Here is a 25,630-nt window from a genome sequence, read left to right as displayed (position 1 = left end):
TGAAATCGAGGTGAGTCGGCCCTGAAGGGTCGCTCACCTCTCTTATCGTTCGGAATAAGGCGAACCCACTTCCCCACTAGCCAGCCACGTAATTGGGAAGTTCGCTAAGTCCTTGATTGCGACCCAACCCTCCAACCCCATAATTTGAGACAAAATCATCCAGGTACTAGGCACTTCACCGTGATGCAAAGTACAATCATAATCCATGGTGATTTTCCGGCAAATCACCGTGCAACTCGGGAGACGCCGTCGTTGTCGAGTCAGTCCTCGAAGGTTAAATTTTCGGGACGGAGCGGTTGCATCTGCATGACGAAACCATTCGACGCCGTTCGTCATCGTGAATCATGCCTTTTGCACAGTGACTAACAATTTCCGATCCTGGCTGCGTGACGACGCCTCTCCGCACGGAAATTCTGGGTAGCAACCAAATCCTATTTTGCTTACGGCGCTGCAAGGACGTCACATGTTAGGTCGTAATTGAGGGATTGGGATCATCGTCAATTTTTCGAAGGTCACGGATGAAATAGCTGCAAAAATCCGCAGCGATGGTATCGCCATTTTGCGTTATAGATCATTGTCCAAGTCACTCACCGATAATCTCCATACACGTAAAAACGCAGGAGCCCATGCGTTTATAAAGCGAGGGAATTGTTTGAAATCTCGAGAGGATACTGCTAAAATTTTAGAATTGACGTAGAGCTCTGTTCCCAAGGCGATCCTCAACTAGGCTGGAATGTTCACTCCGGATGAGTTTGAAGTGATGAAAACCCACGTTGTGTTCGGGCATAAAGAGGCGATGAATGCCATTTCCAAGGGCGTGCCCGTTGATGAGATCGGAGCCCGAGGGTCGCTCGGAGCCTCTTCCGCGCCTTTCTCCTCGCAGCAGCACGTGGCTGTGGCCGTGAAGAAATTGAGCCGACGCATGGTTTGGCTCTTTTTGCTATGGCTGACGCCCGCTTCATCGATTTGGGGCGCTAGCATCGATCTGAATACCGTCGAGCCTCTGGAACGTCAGATGCTCGATGATCCCTTCCAGTTCCCAAGCTGGATCAAGCAGCATTATCATCAGATCAATCGGGACAACGAGCCAACAGCATGGGTTCGAGCTGTTTGGATCTATGGCTGGGTCAATGGCTACGATGATTTTATTCCGATAGAAACGGCTCATGAGGCCGCCGACCAGGCTTTGAAACTAGGGCTTTATGTCGAGTGGGCAGAAATCCGTTCAAGCCTCATTCGCATGGCAGACGCTGGCGAAAACACCTACGATCAAACCACAAAAGCTTACGCAAATCTGGCAACCGAAGCTCGTGCTCTGGACCATGATCAAGCGCTCGCCTATGTGCTCGCCGGTTACGCTGGTTACATGGTGAACTACAAAAGACTTGATTCGAGCATGGCCATTCTCAGCGAGGCTCAAAAGCTTCTGGATCGAAACGCTCACCCTTCACTTATCACCTTTGATCTCGTGACCAATATCCTGGCTCTGGCGCTCCGTTATCAAGGGCAGCTGGATGCTGCCATTGGCGTCCATCAAAGGGTGGAAGAGACCTATGATCGTCACCAGATTCGCTTCGCACGAGCTTTGAACCTATACAACCTGGGCCTCACCGTCTTCGATGCGGAAACGGAGCAGGGGGGCGTCAGCTCGGAAAAATATTTTCGAGAGGCCCTCCAACTGGCTACAGAGGTCAATTCTCAGGAATATAGGGCCATGAGTTTCTATGGACTGAGCGTCTTAAAGCTCCGGGAGAAGAAAACGGACGAAGCCCGGACATTCGGCCGGCAGTCCTTGGCCATTTTTGAAGAACTGAAACACCAGGGTTGGACTGCGGCCCTACAGAGGCAGCTTGCCGAAACCGAGCTCCAAACAGGCCACTATACGGAAGCTTTGAAGCATGTCGCCCTCGGTCGCAATCAAAAAGCTGAAGCTGATAAAAAACATCAGAACACCTTAAATGAGATCCAGTACCGATCCTATCTAGGTCTTGGGGATAAGACCCAGGCCCTGCACTACCTTCAGAAATATATGGAAGGCTACAAGGAAGTCGCTCTGGAAAAAGAGAAAAAGGAATATAACCGGGCTGCGGTGCAGCTGGGGCTCCAGTTTGAAACCGAGCGCAATGCCGGGCTAGCCCAGCAGGTTTCACTGCTCAAGAAGTTCAGGCTCGTTTCCATCGTCGCGGTTTCCCTAATGCTCGTTGTTCTTGCTGTTCTGCTGGTGGTCAAGCGTCAAGCGCGAGCCCTCCGGGTCAGCCGCAAGCGCATGAAGGAGGTCCTGGATAACATCGATGAGGGGATCCTGACTCTCGACGGCCAACTGAAAATCCTGCAGGGCTACTCACCCTACCTGGACCAGATCTTTTCCGGCTTCGGCACGTCTCTGGTTGGAGTTTCCATCCAGCAGCTTTTTAAAGAGGCCAAGTCGGTTGAAAGCATCATGATGACCGCGGCCCTTGAGGCCTGCGTGGGTCAGGATGAAATCAGCTGGGAGATGAATGCGAGTCACCTTCCCGTGGAAATCTACATTGGCACGAGCATACTCCAACTGCATTGGCAGGCTTTAACGGGTGACACTCACCTCATTCACAGTTTTCTTCTTTCAATACGAGATATTACCAGTCAGCGAGCGACCGAAAGCGCGTTGAAGGAAGAGAACGAAAAGGTTCGACGCCTGCAGGTGAAACTGCAGGAAGTTCTCGCCCACGATATCGCTTCCAATAGGCGGCTGATCGACAAAATCCGAGAAGGCTGGGTAGAAATTGAGGCTTGGCTCTTTCAGACGAACAGGATTGCACCGGCCTTTCAAAAGCTGCACGGTTGGAAAGGTGCCGCGCGTACTCTAGGCCTCAAGGAGTTGGCAACATCTCTCCATAAGCTGGAATCATGCCTGGACCCGGTCCGAGGGCAGATCAAAAATAGCGAAGACGCGATCCAATGCTGGTCCGAGCTGCAGGCTGCCCTTCATGATTATGAAAGCTTGCTGGGAAACCTTGTGGCTCGCACGGACGAGTCGCATCCGCAAACTCTCTTCGACTATGCCGCGCTTTACACGTCCGAGTTTTTCAGCCGTCTTCAAGCTGAAGGCCTGCAGCCTGAGAGATTGACGGTTCACGATAGTGTACGGAGTTTGAAACCTGAAGCGCTTGAGGCCGTGCACGAGATGCTTCTTCATGCTCTGACCAATGCCCTCGATCATGGTTTTATCCGCCCTGGCAGGTCGGTCCCTGCATTCATTCAAGTCAGTTCCGTAAAAATTGGTGATACGGTTGTGATTACTTTGCAAGACAATGGGGCAGGCATTGATTGGAAACGCCTCCAGGCCAGGGCGAAAGAACTGGGATTACCTGCTTCGGATAGGGGTGAGCCGAGCCAGCTGCTTTTCCATGACGGCCTTTCGACGGCTACCTCCACCACGGAAACCAGCGGACGTGGCGTCGGTTTGAGTGCCATCCGCAGCCTCGCGCTCGCTTGGGGTGGCGAAGTCGCTATGGAAAACGCACCAGATCAGGGAAGTATCTTGACCATAAAGCTGCCTGCCAAACGCGTTATCATACAAAGCCTGCTTGCTGCAGCTTGAGTCGTAGCTCACTCTTTATGGAATAACCTCGACTCTTGCATCTGCAACGGATGCGAAGCGCTTTGCACGGAGTCATTCAGTTTCACACCAGCGTATGCCCTTCGGAGAAGTCCGCGCCCCATAATTCGCGGCTTTTACGCTTGAACCGTTATTGCTATTGATATAGAAAATGTTCAACGAATCGGAATTCATCTTTTGCACAGTGAGCACTTTACTGTTACACCGGATCAAATTTCTTTTGACCTCAATACAACCTGGGAAGCGAAATTGAAAACCAGTCTTGTGGCTTAACCAAAGCTATAAGAAGGCTGCGGCATCTCTTTTTGGGAAGGACATTTCATGAAAATCCTGCTGACCATCCCACTCTTATCTCTTCTGCTGTCTTGCTCCAAGGATCTTCAAAAATCGCATAGGCATCGAACTGAATCCGAGAATTCGCTATTTGGGCAGAATTCATCTGATCAGAATGCAGGCACTGGGACCGTTCTCACCCCAGGAGGCAATGACCCCTTTCTGACAGATGCGACGAATTCGGAAAATAACGGTGCTGGGCGCGTTATGATGGAGCAGTGGGATGGAATTCCAGGAAATGATATCGCAGCTTTGAAAAGCTCGAAAGATTTCCCCCACCGTCCTTCTTCCCGGATGTTCCTGAACAGATTGGAAACCCCGGCAAACCTCGGCGATAACCACGGAAAGCGTATCCGCGGCTACCTTCACGTCACCAAGTCGGGTGGTTATGTTTTCTACATCACTGGCGACAACCAGTCGCAATTCTTCCTCAGCACGACGGAAAAGCCCGATCAGCTTTCGAATCAGCCTTTGGCTGGCATCTCCGATGCTCAATGGACCGGTCTCGCCGAATGGGAAAAGTATCCAGGTCAGACGTCGGCAGAGGTTCGCCTCGAAGCTGGGAAGCGCTATTACTTTGAAGTTCTCAATAAGGACGGAACCGGAAACGATGGAGTGGCAGTTGGCTGGAAAATGCCAGACGGCCAAATCGAACGCCCGATCTCGGGGAGCCATCTGTCTCCTTTTGAAATCCATCCAGAATACGCAGCGACCATTCCCGCTGCAGCTGATTTGTTCAAGACCCTAAGCCGCACCCACCCGCGGTTGGTAGGATCAGCTTTGGATTTCACGCATCTGAAACGGAAAATATCGACCGATGCGGACTATCAGCGATTCTTCGCAGTGATCAAGGGAACGGGAAGCACGAGCGCCGCTCGGAATCCAGGTCCGCGTGAACGCTGTGATATCGAAGCCTCTGGTCGGAAATCTGCGGATCAACTCTTAACCACCCTTCCCTGTACAAGAATTCTAACAGAAGGAAAGCCCGCAAGGTTGCTGCACACCAGCCGTGAAGTTCTTCGCCGAGTTGAGATTTTAGCCATGGCTTATCGGGTGACTGGTGATCAGAAATACGCGGATCGAGCGATTTTGGAAATGACAGCGGTGGCTGATGACGCGTGGGGAGATTGGCACGAAAAGCACTTCCTGGATACCGCGGAGATGACCCATGCTTTGGCACTTGGCTATGACTGGCTGTATGATGCCATGAGCGTTTCTGATCGCGACCTTGTTGTAGCTGGAATCAAGAAAAAAGGGTTGGCGAAGGGAAAATTGGAATATGAAAACAAAACTTTCTGGACCAACGCCCACCACAACTGGAATGTGGTCTGCAATTCAGGATTAGCATTAGGCGCGCTGGCCATCGCAGATGTTGAACCCGAGATTTCAAAAGATATCCTTCATAAGGCCTTAACTTCAGTCAAAGAGTCTGGTTCCTTCCTTCAATACGGACCAGATGGAGCTTATCCGGAAGGAATCGGATATTGGGGCTATGCAACTAAATATTTGGCCGCATACACGTCAGCACTTGAAAGCGCTCTAGGGACTGATTTTGGGCTTGGCAAAGCAGCTGGTTTGTCGGAAGCGGGAAGATTCCCTATGGCCATGTATGCGCCTAATTCAAAGGTATTTAATTATGCTGACTTTGGCAACGACTGGAGAGTGGACCCTGCCCAGGAAATGCATTTCCTGGCTCAGAAGTACGGTCGACCCGAGTACGCTGCATTTGCAAAAAACCATGCGAGCGTATACGGAATGCTCTGGTTTAATCCAGAGTATGCCAATGCAGTCCTCAAAGGAAGTCTCGACCAAAAATTCAGAAAAGCCGACATTGCCATTTTGAGAACTGGAACATCCAATGACGATGCCTACGTAGGGGTTAAGGGTGGAGACAACAAGGCTGGGCACAGTCACCTTGATTTAGGAAGTTTTGTATACGATGCAAAGGGCGTACGCTGGGCATTCGACCTTGGAGCCGAACCTTACGAAAAAACCACTCAATATTTCGACATGAAAGGAGGACGTTGGAAATACTACCGCACTCGTGCTGAAGGTCAAAACACTCTTGTCATCAATCCATCTCAAAATCCAGATCAAGATCCCAATGCCAGTGCAGGCATTGAAAAGTTTCAGTCCAGCACGACAGAGGCATTTGCCATTCTAAACTTAACCGATGCCTATAAGCCCTCGAAAACTTCATCTGTTCGCCGCGGACTTAAGCTCCTTAAAGACAGTCAGTCCCTGGTTATTCAGGATGAGATTGTAGCCTCACAATCCTCAGACATTTGGTGGTTTATGCATACTGACCGGTCAACCACAATCACTGTCAAGGGATCGGGAACAACGGCTGAATTGAAGAACGGCAATAAAACTCTTGTAGCACGTATCCTGTCACCCTCGACGGCTCGGTTTTCAGAGCCGAAAGACGCCAAATCACTACCGTCATCACCCGAGATCCCCAAATGGACCGAAGAGGATGCGCCAGACGGCGTGGAACCCGGCACCCCGCAAGGAGACTCCAATCGTGGCTTCAAGAAGCTCGCTATTCATCTGGAAGGATTCTCTGGTGGAACGATTACCGTTCTGCTCACTCCTCTTAACAACGGGGAAAGCCAACCTGCAATCATTCCAACAGTAGCCGAGTTGAAAGATTGGTAAACCAAAACGGGCGCGGGTTGCCCCCGCGCTAGCGTCAATCTTGCGTTCTCAAACAATCTGTAACTGGGTACGGAGAATCCTATGAAGTTATCCAGCATTTTACTTGCATCGACCCTGACAGTGCTTGCTGGCTGCGGCAAATCCCCGGCGACCGCAACCCTCGCGGATACGAACTCTGCTTCTGATACGGCTCACGGCAACTACCAGACAGCGTTGCAGTTGTGGCGAAACGACCTTCCCTCCAAGCATGCAAAGGGCTCATGCGCCGGATGCCACGGGGCGAGTTTTTTCGATCTGGCTCGCTCGGGCAGCGCAGAATCAGACATCGTGCGACGAGCGTTGATCGACGGCGCAACTGCTGAAGAAGCTGAAGCGCTACGTGCAGCAGTACTTGAGATGCGGCAAGCATTGAAATTGCCGACCGCAAATGCGCGCACGTTTCGCCCCTTCCAACCGGGGGGACAGCAACTGTTGCCCGACCTGGAAGAAGCGCAGTGGAACATAGCCGCAGTCAAGCGCGACGTGGCATTCGCAGAAAATCTCTCGAAACTCATACCTACGCTCTATGGAAAGCGCGTTTCCACCCTTGCTCAGGCCGTGAAAGCACGTGATGAAATGCTCGACATTGCCAGGGGTACGAACACCGCGGGTGCCAATTCACAGAAGATTCAACTGCGAGACCTGCCAGTGGGGATCGAGTACCCGCTTTGGTCTTCAGACCAGTTCCATTCGTCTTCAGAGGGTACCTTCAACGACTGGTTGTCTGATGTGGCCTTTATTCCGAAGCCTGGATCGAAGGCTGCATGGGAAGCTCTGCAAAACGCTTATTTGGACAATCCCAACAACGACACATTTTGGGCGATGTATTCGGCAGTTGATAGCATGCTGCAATTGGCCACGCCGTCGGCGACTTGTACTGCGAAGTTTAAGAGTGCAGACGGAGTCAATCAGGATCTGTGTAAATCCGCGCCAAGCGCTTTCAAACATAAATTCAAGTCTTCGCTCATCGCTCAACACATGATGCAGCTGGACGCCTTAGGGCGTCGAGGCGAGTTCATGCAGGGACCTATCGCATTCTCGTATCTTGACCTCGATGCCAAGTACAAGTCCATACCGAAGGCCAATTGGGGGGGACGTTCTATGCTGCCTTCGCCAATGTGGGAGATTGGTGATCATCTTGGACGATCCGTGTTCGGCGCCCTGGGTGGGACTAACTTAGCGGAAGGTACGAGCTCCCTTGGCCTCCCCAAGTTCGTAGTCGACAGTATTGACCCTTCCAAGAGTCTCAATCGTGAGGCCCATGATCTGCGACTTCCTTGGATGTGGATCGGCTTCACGTTCGATCCCACCTGTCAACGCATCGGTCCAACATCCTCCACTAGGGTGGCGGAGTATCTCGTCGGTTCGTTGAACGAGGCATTGCTCTTTAATCATAATGCTTTTATGACTCACATGCGCATGATTTCGGGCGCTTATCTCGAAGAATCCTGGGTAAACTCGGCTCATACAAGTACCGGTGTGCAGCGACTGGCAACGAATGACCGTATGCAGACCGTGCTCGATTACTCTTATTTCCTTGGATATGGACGTAATCTTGGCAATTTTGGCTATGATCAGTGGAAAGAATCGGTTTTGCATGGCGGCGTAGGAAAGATTCCTGACGAGCTGAAGGCTCGTTCACTTGAGTTGTGGAGTACTCAAGTGTCCAACGGATCACGTGCAGTCTTATTGCTGTTTCTGGACGAGCTGCAAAATCGACCAGCAGGATTGGACAAGAAATGGCTAAGTAAAGCAGCCTTGGGAATAGAGACAGCGGGCGGTCTCGATAAGTGGAAGCAAGATTTTAGAGATCACTGGAAAAAATTTCAACCTGAATACGTCGCCGAAGATGATGCCCTGCTTAAGAAAGTTGGTCAGGCAATTCTTACTGCGGCATCGGCGAATCGTTGACGGTTCCTATTTAAAATCGTCACGTAGGCTCAGCTAAAACGGCAACGGGAACACATCCCGTTGCCGCACGCTTCAGTGCAGGTGCATCACAATCTTCGTACAGGACTGCTGCTTATCACGGAACATCCTGTAACCCTCGGGTGCTTCATCCAAAGTCAAACGGTGGCTGATGACAAACGAGGGATCAATCTGTCCGGATTGGATACGCTCCAGGAGTGGCCGCATATACTTATGCGTATGCGTTTGCCCCATCTTGAACGTCACGCCCTTGTTAAAGGCCATACCGAAATTAAATTTATCGATTAATCCAACATAGACACCTGGGACTGAAACCACACCACCCTTGCGGCAGCTGCGAATGGCCTGCCGTAGCGCGTGCGCACGATCCGGCTGGACGCGAAAAATCGCTTTGGCCTGGTCCATGAATGCATCGATCGTATGGCCTTCGGCCTCCATGCCGACCGCATCGATACAAGCATCTGGACCTTGTCCACCCGTAGCTTCCTGCAGGTATTCATAGACGTCTTCGCTTTCATAGTTAATGACCTCCGCTCCAGACTCTCGCGCGAGGGCAAGGCGCTCAGGAAAACGGTCGATCGCAAACACGCGTTCAGCCCCCAGCATAAACGCGCTGCGGATAGCAAACTGTCCCACGGGGCCAGCACCCCAGATGGCCACGGCGTGGCCTTGTTCGATGTCACAGTTTTCTGCTGCCATATAACCAGTTGGAAAAATATCCGACAAGAATAAAACCTGCTCGTCATTCAAATCATCAGACACGACCAAGGGCCCGACATCCGCAAAGGGCACGCGCACATATTCGGCTTGACCACCCGCGTAGCCTCCACACATGTGGGTATAACCAAACAGCCCGGAACACGCCTGGCCCATGCCCAGCTCGGAAATCGCCGGATTGGGATTGGAATTGTCACAGGCGGAAAACATTTTGCGCTCGCAAAAATAACAGTTGCCGCAGGCGATATTGAACGGCACCACGACCCGATCCCCGACCTGCAGATTCTTGACAGCTGGGCCGACTTCGACCACGTCCCCCATGAATTCGTGGCCCAGGATATCACCCTTCATCAGCGTGGGCACCTTGCCTCCATAGAGGTGCAGATCCGATCCACAGATCGCAGTGCTGGTCACGCGCACGATCGCATCACGAGGATTCAAGATCTTGGGATCGGGCACGCGTTCGACGGCAACGCTATTGGTTCCTTGCCAGCACAAAGCTTTCATAGTCTCGCCTCCATGGAAGGCGTGGAGACAGGAATATCCCTTTGCATTTTTTCCTGCACACTTTCGGTAAAATTTTCAACGGTCTGACCGATCGCACTGCGGCGACCATGGGGCTGACCCTCGATGGTGGGAACTTCGCCCGTTTCAAGCAAGGCTTTGAGGCGGCGAAGTTCCACGTCGAGAGCCTGCTTCAAGGCTGCGATACGGACGGGTCCACCTTTGATCCCAGCGCTCTCTTGATTATTGAGGGACGCATAAAGAAATGTTCGCTTGGCGTCATGCGATTCCTTCAGGCGCAGATCCCATAGCTGATCACCGGCCTGGATGGGAAAGAGCGTGCTGTCTGAATTCTGCCAGACCGGATCATTTTCACCCAGTATGGAGCGGACCTCATCCAGGGATTTATGAATCACAATGGACTTTTCGAAATCCAGTGGCGGACGGCATGAAGTCGGGAGAGTCGCCTTGCCCATTTTTTCATACAGGGGACAATGACCAGTCAGACCTCGGTAGAGCAATCCAGCGCCACTGACGCCTTGAGTCAAACGGCTGAAAACGCCTCTTTTTTTACCAAAGAGACTGCGGGCCAGAGCCGTCGAGCCGAGGGCGATCGAAACCATACGTTCCGTATTCGAAACATTGTGCTGCATGTGGTCACTCCATGTGATGTTAAAAAATTTGGCTTGGATGGACTGGTTCGCGGCGGAACCAGGTTTGTTGTAGTGGGCCTGCATACCAGCCCCTACGGGTTCAGGCAGCAGGCGTCCCAGGGTGCCTTGGACTTTATTTTTAAAAGCGCCAGGAATCACCGCGTCGCGGCCAGCCATGAGCGCTTCAAATCCCGCGCGCGCGACGTCACGAGCGTTGTCCTTGGGCTCGGAGCCGGCCTTGGTGTCTTGCATGCCAGCGCGGGCAAAGAATTGCGTCTCGGTCGCACCAGGCTGGAGCGAGGTTACAGTCACGCCGGTGTCTTTCAATTCGAAACGGATAGCCTCAGCAAACGACTGAAGGAAGGCTTTTGAAGCCGCATAGACGGCCAGATAGGGGCCAGGACTGGACGCGGCGACCGATGACGTGAAAAGGATACGGCCTTGGCCACGAGCCTTCATGCCTGGAATCAATCGCTTCGCCAGGTGAACTGCAGAGACAACATTCAAATGGATGAGTTCAATTTCTGAACGAAGATCAGTTTGGCTGAAATCACCAGACACGCCTACGCCTGCATTAATCGCAGCGGCGTCCACGGGTCGTTGCAACTCTTCCATCGCCTGAACCAGGGTTTCCACCCCTTCAAAGTTGGCAAGATCAACCTGCAAACCTTTCACGAAACGAAGTTCCGAGTTGAAGCTACGTTCGGCTTCGAAAATCCCGGGATCTTCAGCGGCCAGAAGCAAATCAAACCCATGCTGATAAAACTCCCGAGCCAATTCAAGGCCGATGCCGCTGGATGCACCGGTAATCAACGCCAACGGTCTCTGCGTATTTTTTTCCAAAATATTGCCCTCCTGCCTGACGGGATCGCCAGCAGAAAGTTGCATAAATCTTGCCAAATTGTCGGGAGTTATTCAGGTCGCTTGCGACAGCGCACGATACCGCTATCGATAAAACCTCGTGTGGCGGGCGAGCGGAAGATGAGACCTTCCACATGCGGCGTGGGATCCGCGAGCACGGCAAGACATTGATCCAAGGTCTTCAGCGGCGGCAGAGTTATGATCTTTGGTGAAGCGTACACGCGGGGGAGCAAGGCATAGCGTTCGCCATAGGTCACAGCATCAAGGATGTGATCCTCGCGCTTCAGAAAATCAAACACGAACAGGCGATCATCCGCTTTGAGCCATTCGGCGTCAATGACGTTCCAGCCGCTTTTAGGCCGAAAGATACGGCTCACTTCACGCAGCGCATCAGGCGGCAGAACCTTGCGATGCGGCTGGCCTTGCCGATTAAAGATCACGACGTTGTCATGGTCGTCACTGGGAATATGAATCTGCGCGCGGTGGCCATGGATTTTAACCTGACCCCACCAGCCGAGTTCCAGTATCCTGCTGATCGCATCCCGGGTGGGTGAGATTTCGCTTTTAGGGTGTATGGGACGTATATGTTTGGGGCCAATCAAAATGCACCTGCCACCACTGAATATCGTCGAATCAAAAATACCAGGCAACATCCGCGTCCCGCTTCTTCACAACTTGCACCAAGTAGAGGGATAATCTCTACACGGGTTGCGCGGGCCTGACAACTGCTCTAGCGTATGTAATTTCTTAATTTCAGATGTCTAATGATCTCACGAAGTTCCTCGGCTTTCTTTACATGACGACGCGCCAGGTCCGCTGCACCCGGACGAGCTTTCATGGCCATCGGCTTAAAAAGATTCTCCAAAACTTCGGGTGGCAGAGTTTGCAGAGCTGCGACGACAGCGTCGTAATTCGCTTCGAGCACAGCCTCATTGAAGCGAATGCTGGCAAAATCGCGAACGATCAAGTCTTCAGCGGCTTTTTTGCCCCAGCGATCGGTGAACTCTTCCACGTCCTCTTCACTTATGCCCGCGCTGGCATCCTGCACAACATACATGGCCATCGTTTCGACGCCTTGTATTTTGAAACCACTGCCTTCGCCGGTAAAAAGGCGCCGCGCATATTCTTCCGAGGCGTAATTGATTATGGTGTTTTTATGAACGGTGGCTTCACCTTCATGAAACTTGGCTTGATCCTGCGCCGCGCGAAACGCATCCACCGCTTCGGCTACGTCCTCGGGCGGAGTCAGAACATTCTCCGCCTGCCGGGCCGGGGCTCGGGATTTTTTCGTCTTAAAAGGATCCTTCGAAGCACTGGCCTTGGGCGCGGCTTTGGCCGGTGCGGATGCTACAGTCTTACGCTTGCTCGGAGCCATGAAACACCTCCAAAGCGCTTATCGACCGATCATCGGGCGGGTTTAGGCATTTTTTTCCGACCTTGGGTCAGGGCATCCAGCTCTTTCTGTTTCTCAGGTAACGAGACCGCAGCGGCGGCCATGTCTGCCCAGAGGTCCCCTAACCTTGCGAGGCGCTTTGGCAATGTCGCGATGGTAAAGATTCCGGGGTCGAGCCCTGGCTTGACCTCGGACCAACGCAGCGGCGTGGACACGGTGGCGTTGGGTTTTGGGCGTACGGAATAAACGGCCGCCATGGTCTGACCAATGCGATTCTGGAGGTAGTCCAGATAAATTTTGTGGGTCCGGCGATCCGGGGAACGTTCCAGGCTGGTCGTATCCGGTAACAGCCGGTGCACTTCCTGAGAAAGCTGCTGAGCGAAGATGCGGGCTTCATCAAAGCTCGTCGCATCCTTGATCGGCACATAGATATGCAGGCCGCGCGAGCCAGACGTCTTGCAATAGGCCGGCGCCTTGAGCTTATCCAGAATTTTCTTGACGGCGCGAGCCACTTCAATGACAGCATCAAACTCTATTTTTCCAGGGTCCAGGTCAAACACAATGAAATCAGGCGAGTTAATGGCACCAACGCGGGAGAGCCAGGTATTGATTTCAATGCAACCCATATTAGCCAGGAAAAGCAGATCCGATTCCGTTTGGCAAAGCGCATGGGTGACCGTTTTACCCGAACGCCCCGAACCGATGGTCGCGGTTTCCATCCACCCTGGAACCGCACCGGAAACTTCTTTTTGAAAAAAGTTGGTGCCGGTAATCCCATTCGGATGACGATTCAGGGATTGGGGCCGATCCCGCAGATGAGGCAGCATAAAGGGTGCCACGTGTTGATAGAATTCGAGCAGCTGGCCTTTGGTGATTTTTTCCTTGGGCCAGTATATTTTCGTCAGGTTGGTGAGCGCCACCTGCTGACGGGCCCCAGGTTGGGCGGTCCGATTCAAAACTTCATGACGCGAACCGGGTACGCGACTCGGTTCCGCCGAAGACTCCCCGGGTTCAGACGGCTCGCGATGATGTTGACCGCGGGACGTTCTGGGTAAAGCTCTGCCCTGATAGGGGTCCTTGTTTGAACGTTGCAAAATACCAATGGCTATCCCTTGATCGTCCTGTTCACCCACCATGCGCAGATGTTCAAAATCCATTTCAAGGGCCTTGGCTGCGGCCAGGCGATCCTTCAGCGGCAGAGCCGACAGATCATATCCATCCGCATGCAAAAGGTCATAAATCAAAAATGTATGCTGCAGATCCGTTTGTGCGGCCGCACGACCGCGACGGCGGAGCTGGCCATTGCTATCCAGTGGCGCAATAACGCCGTCCACAATCAAGGGGCCTTGGAGGCCCTGCAATGCGGTCAGGAGCCTTGGAAAGCGCTTGTTCAGGGACAGGCCAGTTTTGGCGGTCAGACTTACCTTCCCTTCAGCATCGATGCGGAGCAGGGCACGATAACCATCAAACAGTGGATGGAGACAGGAGTCTTTCACCTCAAGTAAAGATGCGGCGGGCTTCCAAAGAACAGGCTTCAGAGGGCGCACATCCGGATCCGAGGTGGCCTTCTTTTTATAGACGGCTGATAACACAGCCCGAGGGGATGTCGAATTCGAAGTTTTTTTCTTTTTGACCACTTTTTTCTGAGGCGCGGGCTTGTCCTTACGCGATGACCAGATCCGACCTTCCTTGGGAGCATTCGAGGCGATTTCACCCAGCGTGCGACCGCTGCGTACCGAGCGATCGGCATGCGTGATGTCTTCACGGCTGGCGTGATTATCATGCTTTTTAACCAATAGCCAATTAGGGCCATCACTCCGAGCCAAACGGATCAGAGCAAACTCACCCTGGAGTTTGCTGCCTTCCATAATAAACGTGATATGACCCTTCTCAAAACCTCGACGCAGGGCGTCCTCTTCATCTTTCGCCGGAAAATCCACGGCGCGAGCGCGATAGGTGCCTTCGTCCCAGATCATGACCACGCCGGCTCCATAGTTGCCAGGGGGTATCACACCTTCGAATTCGTTATATTCCATCGGGTGATCTTCCACCTGAACCGCCAGACGCCGTTCCATGGGATCCAGGCTTGGCCCTTTGGGAACCGCCCAGCTTTTCATGGTCCCATCGAGTTCCAGACGCAAATCGTAGTGACGTCGCGTGGCTTCATGCAGCTGCACCACAAAACGCAGGCCCGGACGCGCCTTTTTTTTAGGCTTCGAGCCATCCGGCTCGGGCGTGCTTTTGAAATTTCGTTTATTGCGGTACTGCTGAAGACCCATGTTTGACTTTCAAGCGCTTTTCTTGCGAGTCTTGGCTTTGGCCTTCTTCGCGGGTTTGGCTTTTTTAACGGCCTTGGCCTTCTTCGCGACTTTGGCTTTTTTTACCGTTTTTGGTTTTGGATCCGCCTTCTTTTTGGTCTTCTTCGCCGTTTTCACCTGAGCGATAAATTTTTCCCTGGCTCCGAGTTCGGCTTCGATCGGTTGGCGTTCCATCACCACTCCGCCTTGCGTCAGCCACGTGATCATGCTGAGAGCATTCAGGGGCGCGGTCTCTTTCACAGCATTATCGAAATAAGCAAAGATGGAGCGCGGCATCACGGGGGGCACGCCAGGCACCACCACGGCGGCGTCTTCAGGCTGCATGCCCTGCGACCAGGTTTGAATACGATGCCCCCAGGACTCTAAACTCTCCTTGGTATAACCGTCAGGGTATTTGACTTCATCCGCATGCAAACGCAGGTAAAGAAAATCCGTCGTCACGTCTTCAATCAAGGGCCAGCGGCCGGCCGTATCACCAACCACTATCGCCACACCATATTTCCGAGCCAGTTCCACAAAAGCCGGATCACGGAAACTGGGATGCCGGCCTTCCACAGCGTGGCGGATGCGATGGTTCCCCTGCACTTCCAGATAGGTCCGACCTTCCATCCAGGGTGAATGCCCCGTGCCCAAATTCGCCGCAGTCTGCATATCATGAGGTAAGGCAGCAAGAAAAGGTTCAAAGCGTTCGACGGTAAAGGGCATGTTGGGTGGAAACTGCCAGAGGATGCAGCCCAGTTTTTCACGAAGAGCCAGGATTCCCGATGCCAGGAAATTACTGAGGGGTGTTTGAAAATCTTTCAAACGCCGCTCATGGGTGATGTACTTAGGACCTTTGATCGAGAAATTGAAATCGGGTGGCGTCTGCTCGTACCAACTCAGATAGGAATTAGGCCGAAATAAGGAATAGAACGTTCCGTTGATCTCGATGCTATGCACGCGACGACTCGCATGCGCAAGCTCATCCTTCTGTTTCAATCCCTCGGGATAAAAACTTCCGCGCCAGCCATCGTAAGCCCACCCTGCCATGCCTATAAAAATCGCACCCATAGCCTGCTGCCCTCCCCTTCCTTTATCGGGGCTTGGGGCTAAAGCATGAGGCTGGGAAACAACCCCAGCCAAGCCTTACCATTGCGAAAATATCGAGGTTTTGGATCATACAGACCCCGGACGCTCCGATACCAGTTTCAGCAGATTGGGAGGAAATCTATGCGCGCGGTTCTTCAGGTTATTTTGTTTCTGATGGCGGGACTGGGATCCCCGGTTTGGGCCCAGAGTGCAGCATCGCTGGATCTGCGCCAGGAAACTTTTGATGATAGTAAAGTCCATCGCATCGCGGCGAACTGGGAAGTTTACTGGGGCCAATTACTCATGCCCCAGGACTTCAACGCCGAGGCCCGGACCCCTTCCGAGCTGCGCCCCTATAATGTCGCGATCAGCGCCGACAAGGGCCTGCATCAGGGTCAATCCAACGAGTTCCGGCATGGAACCTGGCGTCTGCGTCTGACGCTTCCCAACCATGAGGCTCCATTTGCTCTCTTTGTTCCGGAAATCCGAGGTGCGTCCCGCATATGGTTGAACGGGCAGGAAGTGGCTAAAAACGGTAAAGTCGGTACGGATTTGGATTCTGAAACCATAAAGATGCGCATCCAGACGATCAACATACCAAGCGGCGTCAACGATGTGGAACTGGTCGTCCAATCCTCGAGTTATGGTTTTGGGAAAATTGGTCCCTTTACACCTTTCCTGGTCGGGCCTCGCGTTAATATTGACGCCAGCCGCTGGTATGCGATGCTGCGCGATACCTTCACACTCAGCGCCATTCTCATCATGGCCTTCTATCATTTCGCGCTCTACATCGTACGCGGTAAGGGTATTGAGCCGGTGCTGTTTGGTGGGTTTTGCCTGGCCATGAGTGGCATTACGCTGACCCGGTCTGAAGGACTTTTGATCTTTCATCTCTTTAAGGACCCCAGCACCTACCTCATCTATAAATATGAGTTTTTATCCTTTGCCGTATCTGTGGGTATGATGGGCTATTATACGCGTCGTCTTTATCCTCAGTATCTGCCTCTCTGGCTTTTCCGCACTGTGGCAACCGGCACAACCATTTTTGCTACGATCTGCCTCCTGGGACCATTGCGGGCGATTGACTTTAGTCTGATCTACTTCCAACTCTTTATGCTCAGCACCAGTTTTCTTTATATCGGCTGTCTGGTTCGAGCCGCATGGAATAAGGCTGATGGGGCCAAGCTGTTTGTCTCAGGCTTTGTCATTATCATCATGGGCGCGATCAATGATATTCTTAAAACCAACAGCGTCATCGATACGATCTCTGTTTCGCACATGACCTTGTTCTGCTTTATTCTGATTCAATCCATCATTCTTTCCAAGCGTTTCTCCAAAGCCTTCGACATGCTTGAAGTCGCCGAAGGCGAGATTCGCGGCCTGAACGCTGATCTCGAGAAGAAAGTGCAGGACCGCACGGCTACGATTCGCATGATCCTGGATAACGTCAAGTCCGGCTTTTTGCTGATTGATAGCGACTTTAAAGTACGGCCCGGATTTACCAAGTCCTGTGAAGAGATTCTGGAGCACGCCCTGGTGCCTGGTGATAGCTTCGGTCATCTCTTTAGCATTTCCGACCGCCAGCGTGGGGACCTGGAAGTTGCCCTGATGCAGGTTTTTGATGATATTATGCCTGAGTCTGTCACCCTTTCGATGATCAAAAGCCGCCTGCCGGTCAAGAATCGTCAGGTCATGATCCAAAGCGCGGTCATCCGAGATGAACAGCAAAAAATCCAGTCCATCCTGATTACCCTTACGGATGCCACTCACGTGGCGCAGATGGAAAAGGAAGCCAAGCTCAGCCAGACTCTGGTCAAGATTCTGCAGGCACAGGTCAACTTCAAATCCCTCTTGGGCGAATCGTTTATGGATCTGGAACGCGCCAAAGGTCTTTTGAAGGAAGACGGCCAGAAAGCCGTGAAGATGGTGCTGCACACCATCAAAGGGAACTTTGCGAGCTTTGGTTTGGAAGAGATTGCGCATTCGATTCACGAGCTGGAAGATAAAGGTGCCGTCAATGCCAACGAAATCGATGAGCTGGTCCAGACCATCCATCAGTTCCTGGAATCCTATAAGGATATCCTGAAAATCGATCCGGCTTCGCTGAATGAGAAATCCTACCGCTTGCATGATGCCCATCTCTTGCGCCTGAGTGAACGCTTGAAAAACAAGGGTGCGACGCGTGAGCTTTTGGATACCTTCGCGACCTGGATGGATGAAATCAAGCAGATTTCCTTTGACGAGTTGATCGGTCCGATTGGCAAGAAAGCTCGCCGTATTGCAGAAAGTATAGGTAAAAAAGTGAATCTGACTATCGATGGCGGCAACATAGCTGTTGATGCCGATCGCTTACAGTCGGTGATTCATAGTTTGATTCACCTGGTCAGGAATAGTATTGACCATGGTCTGGAATTTCCGGACGAGCGTGGTGATAAGGGTGAAGAAGGTACGATCTTTATTCGGGTTCGGCGTGATGAGCGGGCGTTTCATATCGAAGCTGGTGATGATGGTCGTGGGATTAACGCTGAAATCATCCGTAAAGTGGCATTAAATAAGGGTTTGATCAAACCCGAGGAAGCAGCGCAGCTGAACGATCAGGATTCTCTCGCTTTGATTTTCCGTTCGGGCTTCTCGACCCGTGATGAAGTCACCTCGTTGTCGGGCCGTGGTGTGGGGATGTCCGCCATTGAATCTGCGGTTCTGGAATTGGGTGGCAAGATAGCGATTGATACCAAGCTTGGTCAGGGTACGTGCTTCAGGATTGAAATACCGGAAGTCAGCGCACCGGTCATGGAACATCGTAAGTCGGCTTGAGTCCAAGCGGTGCTTTCGGCACACGTCCGGAAGTTAGCACTGCGAGCGCAAAGGATCGGGAACGGCGGCTCACGTTACCATTCCGGATGCTGAAACACCAAGGGATGGTTTCTTGCTGAGGACAAGGCCGAAGATTCGGCCACGCAAGGCAGAATTGGGTTGGGTGGGATGAGTGACGATTTCGTGAGGCAGCTGGAGGATAGGTCAGTCAGATTTAAGGCAGTTCTAAATCGAAAGGTTCATGAACGCAGGAGAGGTCTCTCTGATGAAAGTTCTCGCCGTTGCTGCAGGCGATCGCCTTCAGTTGCTCCTCAGGCTCACAGTTGACGCCCGATGCCCTGCGTCCTTTGGTATCCTGGCAGATGTAGTTTTCCAAATCACCCGAGCACACGATGGGCCGTTTACAGCCGGATGGCTCCGGTGCCTCGAGCCAGATGGGGCCGACTTCCTTGACGAAGCCTTCGCCCCATGCCTGCTGTGCGAAGCAGGCGGAAATGAAACTGAACGAAAGCAGACTTTTCCTGAACATCAAGTGTTCCTCCTTATTCATGTGCAATAGCCAGGAATCAGGGCTCAAGCGTGCCTAGGCTCCCTATGTTGAGTTTTAGAGGGTGCTGGCTGGAAAGCCAAGGACGGGTGAGGGACACAGCGGGACATAAAGGCCCGAAATACCTGTCCAGGGTCACCCCTCTCCTGCTCTCAAAATGTAATAAAATTTTTTATTTCAACAGGTTAGGTTTGCAAATGGAGGGCGGTCCAGAGTTATTCGATCCTTGCTACCAGCACAAGCGGACAGCGGGGGCCATGGCCGCGCCGCGGCATGAGCCAATCATCATCGAGGCCGGCGCGAAACGGTTTCCAATTCGGACAGGGTTGACAGCACTTCGAGTTTCGGAGTTTTCGGATAGGCTTTTAGTCCATTTCGCTTAGAAAGGGACAAAGGCCGTATCCTGTTAAGGCGCTAATTTCACCGGAATAAAATCCAAACGACTACGAACCCAAACAACGGGCCAGCAATTAATTTTAGGTTTACAGGCAACTTATCTCTCTCTCGCAGGGGATATCCGGACAAGTTCAAACACTTGCCTCATCATTAAAAATCCTTGGTTTCCTGCCCTTAAGGCCTCCAGTGGCATACCGAAATTTCCATAGTAGGGTGGCAGCTGAATCAACGCCACAGTTCAAACCTGACCCGTGGTAATGGAATAGTACAGGACACATTGCAACCATAACCCTGCTCAGGAATGCGTTCAGTCGACGACGTTAACTCCTTATCGTTAGAGGAATGCATCATGAAAAAAAAATCGACTCGTGTCCTCGTCGTGGATGATTCGAGCTTTGTGCGCGAGCTAATGACTCAGGCACTGAAGCAGGTTGATTCCATCGAAGTGGTCGGTTCCGCAAGTGATCCCTATGAAGCCAGAGATCTTTTGATGCGTTTACAGCCTGATGTGATGACGCTCGACATGGAAATGCCGCGGATGCACGGTACTGAATTCTTACGGCAACTTATACCGCAGTGGCCTATCCCCGTAATCATCGTCAGTGCCCATGCCGCTCGCGGCACTTCACAGGCCAAGGATGCGCTGTCAGCTGGAGCGTTCGAGATCGTCTCCAAGCCTGGACATTTGAGCAGGACAGGTTTTCAAGATATGATGAATGAACTGGTCCGCAAGATCAAAAGAGCTTCGCCTACAGAAGAGACGGACCCGGCCTTGTTCAATGCGGAAAAAAGGGCAATGGCCACAGCGCAAAACTGCAACTCTTTCGGAAACAAATATCGGTTGATTGCTATCGGTGCATCGCTCGGCGGTCCCCAGGCGATCAAGACGCTTCTCAAGCATCTGCCACAGTTGATGCCACCCATCATTATCAGCCAGCATTTCCCCGCTGGCTTTAGCCGTTTTTTCGCAGATTGTTTACAGCAGGACACGCCCTTGACCACCAAGGAAGCCGAGGACGGCGAGATCCTGCGATGGGGGCATATCTATATCGCTCCCTGCGGTTTACAGACCGAGGTGAAAGCCCTGGGTCAGGAGCTGCAGTTGCGAGTTTACAAACCCTCGGAAAGCCATGTTTTTAATCCGTCCGTGGATGTGCTCTTTCATTCTGTGTCCAAACATGTAGGCGCACATGCGATCGGCATACTCTTGACCGGTATGGGCGAAGATGGGGCTCAAGGATTGAAGAGTATGCTTGACGCTGGTGCCCATACGATTGGCCAGGATGAGCAAAGCTCCGTGGTCTACGGCATGCCGGGTGCCGCGCGGCGGATGGGAGGGGTGCAGACCGAGCTGCCTTTGCAGGCGATTGCCAAGCAAGTCTTGAAAATGCTGGGGCGTCCCGCTTAACCTCTCACTTCATGCGACCTGAGCGCTGGATGAATTGCGGTGGCTGACATTCATGCAAAGCCACTTTAAGATACGTTCACGATCACACCCGAAAACCTATTGAAATCATAAGAGGAAATGCTTAAGCTTGGCACGCGGTGTCCAGGCAAGGTGTCTGCATAGATTTTCGTGAAATGCTGGGATGATGGATGGAAACTATTTACGCTTATCAGCCTCTTTCGATGTTTTCGAATGATATCTACACAGTCGATGGCAGCTTTGGCAAGTCGCCGCTCGGTCGGCGTATGACGGTTGTGAAAGTAGGACAAGAGCTAATCATTCACAGCGCCATACGCATGGAAGACAAGGATCTGCTGGCGCTGAATCAACTTGGGCGGGTATCCACCATCCTCGTACCCAATACCTTCCACACGGCTGATGCGAACTTCTATAAACAGAAGTATCCCGCAGCCCGCCTCCTGGTACCGGATCATCTGACGGCCAAAGAATTGAAAAATCTAAAAGTGGATGGCGTCATCACCAAGGATGGTGGCGCCTGGCAGAAAGAACTGGCGCCTCTCGCCATGGCGGGCACCAAATCCAAAGAAGTGATCTTCTTCCATAAACTTAGCAAATCATTGATTCTGACCGACTTGGCATTCAATTTTGTCAAAAGCGATTTCCGCGGCGTGGCTTCGGTTCTTATGAGCCTCAATAAGGCTGACCGAGGCTTGGCTCCTACGCGCCTTTCCAATTACTTATTTTTTCAAGATAAAAGTGCGCTCGCAAAGTCGCTGCGGGAAGCTCTGCTCTGGCCATTTGAAAATATCATCGTTGCACACGGACACAATCTTAAAGGCAATGGCAAAGCCGAGTTCAAAAAAGCTTTTGATTGTCTTTTGAACCCCTAGGGTTCGTGACACAATCAAAGGTTTAACAATTCGGCTTACTAACAGTCATCACTTAGCTAGAATGCTGTTCCAAATTGTGGCCGGGTCGATTCAAGACTGTGTCCTCTTCTCGGACCGAGCCTTCCAGGGCACGTGAACCGCGAAGATAGACGGCTTCAAAACTTTGTCGAACCGACTGAGTTTCTTCCATATCACGCCGCAAGCGGTCGACATCCGATTTCTTCTGGATGATCATTTCTTCCAGCTCACGAATCTCTGACCGTAGTTTATCATTTTTACTCTGCAGGCCTTCAATCTTGCGCGCGGCTTTTTCCAGGATCGTTTTGATATCGATTTTGGCGGAAACCAGCGTTTTCTGGACGATCAGGATAACCATTTCTTTTTTGTTATCCGGAAGGTCGCGCATAAGCTGAATGACATCTTCGATGCCATAGTTGAGTTTGGGGGCTTCCACTTGGGGTACGCTCACTTCCTTCTTCGCAGGCGCAGGAGATGCGGCCGACGGTGGCTTGGGCGCACTCGCGGACGGCGCGGGGGCTGCGGCGTTCGTATGGGAACGCTCCCGACGGCGTTGCTGCGCTTCTTCGAGTTCCATGGCCGCGGCTTCATAGCCATTTTTCTTGTTAAAGAGCCCCATAGCATAGTCTCCGTGTCCAGGTGGTCGAGACTCTATCGGAAATTTTGGGGGTGGACTTCAGAGAATTTGGTAGGGTTTTGATAAAATTGCGGTTTTTGGTTATGATTTAGCCCCTCTGCAGGGGCTCTAAGGCTAAATTAATACTTTACGTGACAGCCGTAAGGCTCAGTGCTGAGCTCCATGCCATCCGGCATGGGTTTGTTGGCCATCGCCAGCGTCAAAACTTCCTGCACATAGTTGGTCGATGTTTTGATATCGGCCTGATCCGCACTCTTTTTGTTATCGATCGCGCCCATGTAAATGAGCTTGCCCGTGGGATCAATAATAAACATATGCGGCGTGGTTTTGGCTCCATACGCACGCCCGATCTCACCTTTCGAATCCAACAGAACGGTCGTCGGCTTGCCTTCCACGGCGACCATGTGCTTAGTGATGTCCGCCGCAGGCATGAAACCTTGTTTGCCTTCCGCTGACGACAACACCGTTAGCCATACTACACCGGCTTTGGTGAACTTATTTTGCAGCGCTTGCATGTTGCCCGACCCGTAATGTTTTTTCACATACGGACAGTCTTTATTCCACCATTCCAGCACCACAAACTTATTTTTGTAATCACTCAGTTTATGAAGCTCCCCATCACTGCCTTTGGCCGAAAAATCTGGTGCAGGCTGCTTCAACACAGGCGAAGCCCAACCCGTAGCACTCATTAAAATCAGCGAAGCACTTAGCAGAAATTTCTTCATCATCTGTCACTCCTTGATAGCGTTTGAAGACACTCGCCCAATCTCCTTGAACAGAAGGTCGGGCGTTAAAACTTCCGGTAATAGGACGGGTTCACTGGTCGCATCGCGGTATAAGACATAAACGGGAACACCCTGTCTGCCTAGACTGGCGAGCATGCGCGTGATCTCTGGATTATAGTCCGTCCAGTCAGCTCGCATCAATTGGATGCCTTGATCCTTAAAAGCTTTTTGTACATCATCGCGATTGAGAACCAAAGTTTTGTTCACTTGGCAGGTTACACACCATGCAGCCGTGAAGTCAATGAAGACCGGGCCCTTCTGCCTGGCTGAAACCAGACTGTCTGCAGAAAAGGGCTGCCAAACATCGGCCACGACCTTGCCTACCTGCCCCGACGAGGTTGCGACCGCGTGCTTCTGCTGTTGGATAGCCACGCCGCACAGCAACAGAATGATAAAGGTCATCACCATCCAGGCACGCGGTGCCTTGCTTTTGACCTGGAGCCATAGCCATGCGCAGAAACCCAGGCCCACAAAAGCAGTCAGCACCCAGAGTACACCGTCCATACCGCTTTGCTTTTCCAAAACCCAGAGCAGCCAAAGGATAGTGAGCAGCAGGGGAAACGCCATAAGCTGCCGGAACGTCTCCATCCACATTCCAGGCTTTGGCAATAAGCGTCGACTCCCAGGAATCCACGCCAAAGCTATAAACGGGCTTAAAAAACCAAGACCGATAAAGAGGAAAATCAGGCAGGATTCGAGCGGAGATCGGGTCAACGCCGACCCTACTGCGATGCCCATGAATGGACCTGTGCACGGGCTGGCGACGATGACGGCAAGCACCCCGGATAAAAATTGTCCTCCAGAACCTGTCCTTGAAGTTCCCACATTCCCAAGTCGAGTGAAGGCATTCCAGGGTTGGATAAGATCCAGAAAGTTAAGTGCCATCAGAAAAAAGAGCAGAGCCAGTGCCGCGATAAATGCAGGCGACTGCAATTGAAAGCCCCAGCCTACTGCCTCGCCACCGGCTTTGATGACCAAAAGCAGCCCAGCCAATCCCAGGAATGAAAGCACAACACCCAGTCCATACGCGAGACTGCCCAGCCGCACCTTACGTTGATTCTCGCCAGTCTCCCGCACCAGGCTTAAAATTTTGATGGCAAGAACAGGCAAAACACAGGGCATGATATTCAGAATAAGGCCGCCCAGAAAAGCGAGACAAAGCAAAGTCCAAAGGTTTTCCGGGGATGCCGTCGGCTCGGCCAGAGACATTACATAACTCAACCTCTGACCAGCCTTATCTTCAAAGATCACAAGGCCGCTTAGCGGTTGGCTGGATGGTACGGAGCTTTTAGGTACACTCAGGGTCAGATCCGTAAGCAAAGGGGGAACGTTTTGCATTCCCGTGCCTTGCAGCGGAAAAAACTCCACCAGGCGAAGTTCCGCAGGGAGGTTCGCTGGATCCAATTTAAAGCTTAATGTATCGGGAGTCGACGGAGTGGCCAATTCAGCCCGCACATGACCTTGCGGGGCCTGTTCAAGAGACTTTTGAATCACAGCCTGCCACGGCCCAGGTTCGGGTTTTTTTCCCTGTTGGATCGGCATCGACCACGAAAAAAGATTTTGCCCCGGGATGCATTCTTCTTCACAAACCAGCCACTTCACGAGGACTTCGAGATCCAGACTTGTTCCCGTCACTGAATTCGGAACGGTCACTGAAAATGGCAGAAGAACTTCACCTTCGTAACCAAAATTATAAAAAGGGCCGACCTGGATACGCTGGGGCATGGGCCAGCTGAATTCGCTTGCCTTCAAGCCTGATGGCTTGCTCCATTGCATTTCCGGAGCCTGCCCCGAGTCACCGGCGTTCTGCCAGTACACATGCCAGTGCGGATCTAGCACAAAGCGGATAGCAAAGGTTTGGGTCTGCCCAGGCCTCAAGCTTAGTTCGCTGGATAGGACCTGAACCTGAACATGAGCGCCGCGATAGGTTGCCGTCGCTCCTGTGAAACCCTGCGCCTTCCATGAGAAGACGATAAGAATAAAGCTGATCCACAAAACTGGTTTCACAAGCCCTCCTTGAATCCTTCATAACAACCGATTTTGCCTGGAATGACAAGGCCGTCA

General features: G+C 52.2%; 16 protein-coding genes. 6 read left to right on the top strand and 10 right to left on the bottom strand.

The window, feature by feature from the left end:
* The first annotated feature begins 760 nt into the window (after positions 1-760).
* The 3 genes from VE954_RS38370 (at position 761) to VE954_RS38360 (ending at position 8,539) form a co-directional block, all read left to right on the top strand.
* Entirely contained in the window at positions 761-3,580 is a 2,820-nt protein-coding gene (locus VE954_RS38370) for an ATP-binding protein (protein ID WP_324963150.1), read from the top strand.
* A gap of 339 nt (positions 3,581-3,919) precedes the next feature.
* Entirely contained in the window at positions 3,920-6,589 is a 2,670-nt protein-coding gene (locus tag VE954_RS38365; protein WP_324963148.1) for a heparinase II/III domain-containing protein, read from the top strand.
* Between the two features lie 81 nt (positions 6,590-6,670).
* Entirely contained in the window at positions 6,671-8,539 is a 1,869-nt protein-coding gene (locus tag VE954_RS38360) for a hypothetical protein (RefSeq protein ID WP_324963146.1), read from the top strand.
* Between the two features lie 72 nt (positions 8,540-8,611).
* Here VE954_RS38360 and VE954_RS38355 read toward each other — a convergent pair whose 3' ends face one another.
* The 6 genes from VE954_RS38355 to VE954_RS38330 all read right to left on the bottom strand — a co-directional run bounded on the left by VE954_RS38355 (position 8,612) and on the right by VE954_RS38330 (position 16,053).
* On the bottom strand, positions 8,612-9,781 hold the full coding sequence (locus VE954_RS38355) for a zinc-dependent alcohol dehydrogenase (protein WP_324963144.1): 1,170 nt from the start codon (positions 9,779-9,781) through the stop codon (positions 8,612-8,614).
* Positions 9,778-11,274 (bottom strand): SDR family NAD(P)-dependent oxidoreductase, encoded by a 1,497-nt coding sequence (locus tag VE954_RS38350; RefSeq protein WP_324963142.1) that lies wholly within the window; start codon positions 11,272-11,274, stop codon positions 9,778-9,780. Before VE954_RS38350 ends, VE954_RS38355 begins: the two co-directional genes overlap by 4 nt.
* 68 nt (positions 11,275-11,342) lie before the next feature.
* A complete protein-coding gene (locus VE954_RS38345; RefSeq protein WP_324963140.1) occupies positions 11,343-11,894 on the bottom strand; it encodes a hypothetical protein in 552 nt (183 codons plus the stop codon).
* Between the two features lie 128 nt (positions 11,895-12,022).
* Positions 12,023-12,667, bottom strand: coding sequence for a hypothetical protein (locus tag VE954_RS38340; protein WP_324963138.1), 645 nt, complete (start codon positions 12,665-12,667; stop codon positions 12,023-12,025).
* A 29-nt stretch (positions 12,668-12,696) separates the two neighbouring features.
* Positions 12,697-14,964, bottom strand: a complete 2,268-nt coding sequence (gene ligD / locus VE954_RS38335) for a non-homologous end-joining DNA ligase (protein WP_324963136.1) — start codon at positions 14,962-14,964, stop codon at positions 12,697-12,699.
* Positions 14,965-14,973: 9 nt separating this feature from the next.
* On the bottom strand, positions 14,974-16,053 hold the full coding sequence (locus VE954_RS38330; protein WP_324963134.1) for a DUF72 domain-containing protein: 1,080 nt from the start codon (positions 16,051-16,053) through the stop codon (positions 14,974-14,976).
* A gap of 159 nt (positions 16,054-16,212) precedes the next feature.
* On the opposite strand from VE954_RS38330, the gene VE954_RS38325 reads away from it, so the two are divergent.
* Positions 16,213-18,885 (top strand): 7TM diverse intracellular signaling domain-containing protein, encoded by a 2,673-nt coding sequence (locus VE954_RS38325; RefSeq protein WP_324963132.1) that lies wholly within the window; start codon positions 16,213-16,215, stop codon positions 18,883-18,885.
* A 214-nt stretch (positions 18,886-19,099) separates the two neighbouring features.
* Here VE954_RS38325 and VE954_RS38320 read toward each other — a convergent pair whose 3' ends face one another.
* Positions 19,100-19,414 carry a hypothetical protein gene (locus tag VE954_RS38320; protein WP_324963130.1) on the bottom strand — a complete coding sequence of 105 codons (315 nt, stop codon included), beginning with the start codon at positions 19,412-19,414 and terminating at the stop codon, positions 19,100-19,102.
* Positions 19,415-20,177: 763 nt separating this feature from the next.
* Between VE954_RS38320 and cheB the strand changes: the two genes are divergently transcribed.
* Both cheB and VE954_RS38310 read left to right on the top strand, forming a co-directional pair.
* Positions 20,178-21,236 (top strand): chemotaxis-specific protein-glutamate methyltransferase CheB, encoded by a 1,059-nt coding sequence (gene cheB, locus VE954_RS38315; RefSeq protein WP_324963128.1) that lies wholly within the window; start codon positions 20,178-20,180, stop codon positions 21,234-21,236.
* A 188-nt stretch (positions 21,237-21,424) separates the two neighbouring features.
* The gene (locus VE954_RS38310) at positions 21,425-22,126 is read left to right on the top strand and encodes a hypothetical protein (RefSeq protein WP_324963126.1); all 702 of its coding nucleotides are present in this window, start codon (positions 21,425-21,427) and stop codon (positions 22,124-22,126) included.
* A gap of 52 nt (positions 22,127-22,178) precedes the next feature.
* Here VE954_RS38310 and VE954_RS38305 read toward each other — a convergent pair whose 3' ends face one another.
* From VE954_RS38305 to VE954_RS38295, 3 genes are all read right to left on the bottom strand, one after another.
* The gene (locus tag VE954_RS38305) at positions 22,179-22,763 is read right to left on the bottom strand and encodes a hypothetical protein (protein WP_324963124.1); all 585 of its coding nucleotides are present in this window, start codon (positions 22,761-22,763) and stop codon (positions 22,179-22,181) included.
* Positions 22,764-22,900: 137 nt separating this feature from the next.
* Positions 22,901-23,509 carry a redoxin domain-containing protein gene (locus tag VE954_RS38300; protein ID WP_324963122.1) on the bottom strand — a complete coding sequence of 203 codons (609 nt, stop codon included), beginning with the start codon at positions 23,507-23,509 and terminating at the stop codon, positions 22,901-22,903.
* A 3-nt stretch (positions 23,510-23,512) separates the two neighbouring features.
* Positions 23,513-25,573: a protein-disulfide reductase DsbD family protein gene (locus VE954_RS38295; protein WP_324963120.1), complete on the bottom strand. Its 2,061-nt coding sequence runs from the start codon at positions 25,571-25,573 to the stop codon at positions 23,513-23,515.
* Between the last annotated feature and the right edge of the window lie 57 nt (positions 25,574-25,630).

It is taken from the genome of Oligoflexus sp., from assembly GCF_035638955.1.
Taxonomy (GTDB): domain Bacteria; phylum Bdellovibrionota_B; class Oligoflexia; order Oligoflexales; family Oligoflexaceae; genus Oligoflexus.
Note: the sequence above shows the minus strand (reverse complement) of the source record. Positions and strands in the feature narration are given on the sequence as shown.

Coding starts and splice junctions, on each gene's coding strand:
- VE954_RS38310 (WP_324963126.1), top strand. CDS start 21,425: ATGGAAACTATTTACGCTTATCAGCCTCTTTCGATGTTTTCGAATGAT.
- VE954_RS38325 (WP_324963132.1), top strand. CDS start 16,213: ATGCGCGCGGTTCTTCAGGTTATTTTGTTTCTGATGGCGGGACTGGGA.
- VE954_RS38365 (WP_324963148.1), top strand. CDS start 3,920: ATGAAAATCCTGCTGACCATCCCACTCTTATCTCTTCTGCTGTCTTGC.
- VE954_RS38305 (WP_324963124.1), bottom strand. CDS start 22,763: ATGGGGCTCTTTAACAAGAAAAATGGCTATGAAGCCGCGGCCATGGAA.
- VE954_RS38330 (WP_324963134.1), bottom strand. CDS start 16,053: ATGGGTGCGATTTTTATAGGCATGGCAGGGTGGGCTTACGATGGCTGG.
- VE954_RS38320 (WP_324963130.1), bottom strand. CDS start 19,414: ATGTTCAGGAAAAGTCTGCTTTCGTTCAGTTTCATTTCCGCCTGCTTC.
- VE954_RS38340 (WP_324963138.1), bottom strand. CDS start 12,667: ATGGCTCCGAGCAAGCGTAAGACTGTAGCATCCGCACCGGCCAAAGCC.
- VE954_RS38360 (WP_324963146.1), top strand. CDS start 6,671: ATGAAGTTATCCAGCATTTTACTTGCATCGACCCTGACAGTGCTTGCT.
- ligD (WP_324963136.1), bottom strand. CDS start 14,964: ATGGGTCTTCAGCAGTACCGCAATAAACGAAATTTCAAAAGCACGCCC.
- cheB (WP_324963128.1), top strand. CDS start 20,178: ATGAAAAAAAAATCGACTCGTGTCCTCGTCGTGGATGATTCGAGCTTT.
- VE954_RS38355 (WP_324963144.1), bottom strand. CDS start 9,781: ATGAAAGCTTTGTGCTGGCAAGGAACCAATAGCGTTGCCGTCGAACGC.
- VE954_RS38370 (WP_324963150.1), top strand. CDS start 761: ATGAAAACCCACGTTGTGTTCGGGCATAAAGAGGCGATGAATGCCATT.
- VE954_RS38300 (WP_324963122.1), bottom strand. CDS start 23,509: ATGATGAAGAAATTTCTGCTAAGTGCTTCGCTGATTTTAATGAGTGCT.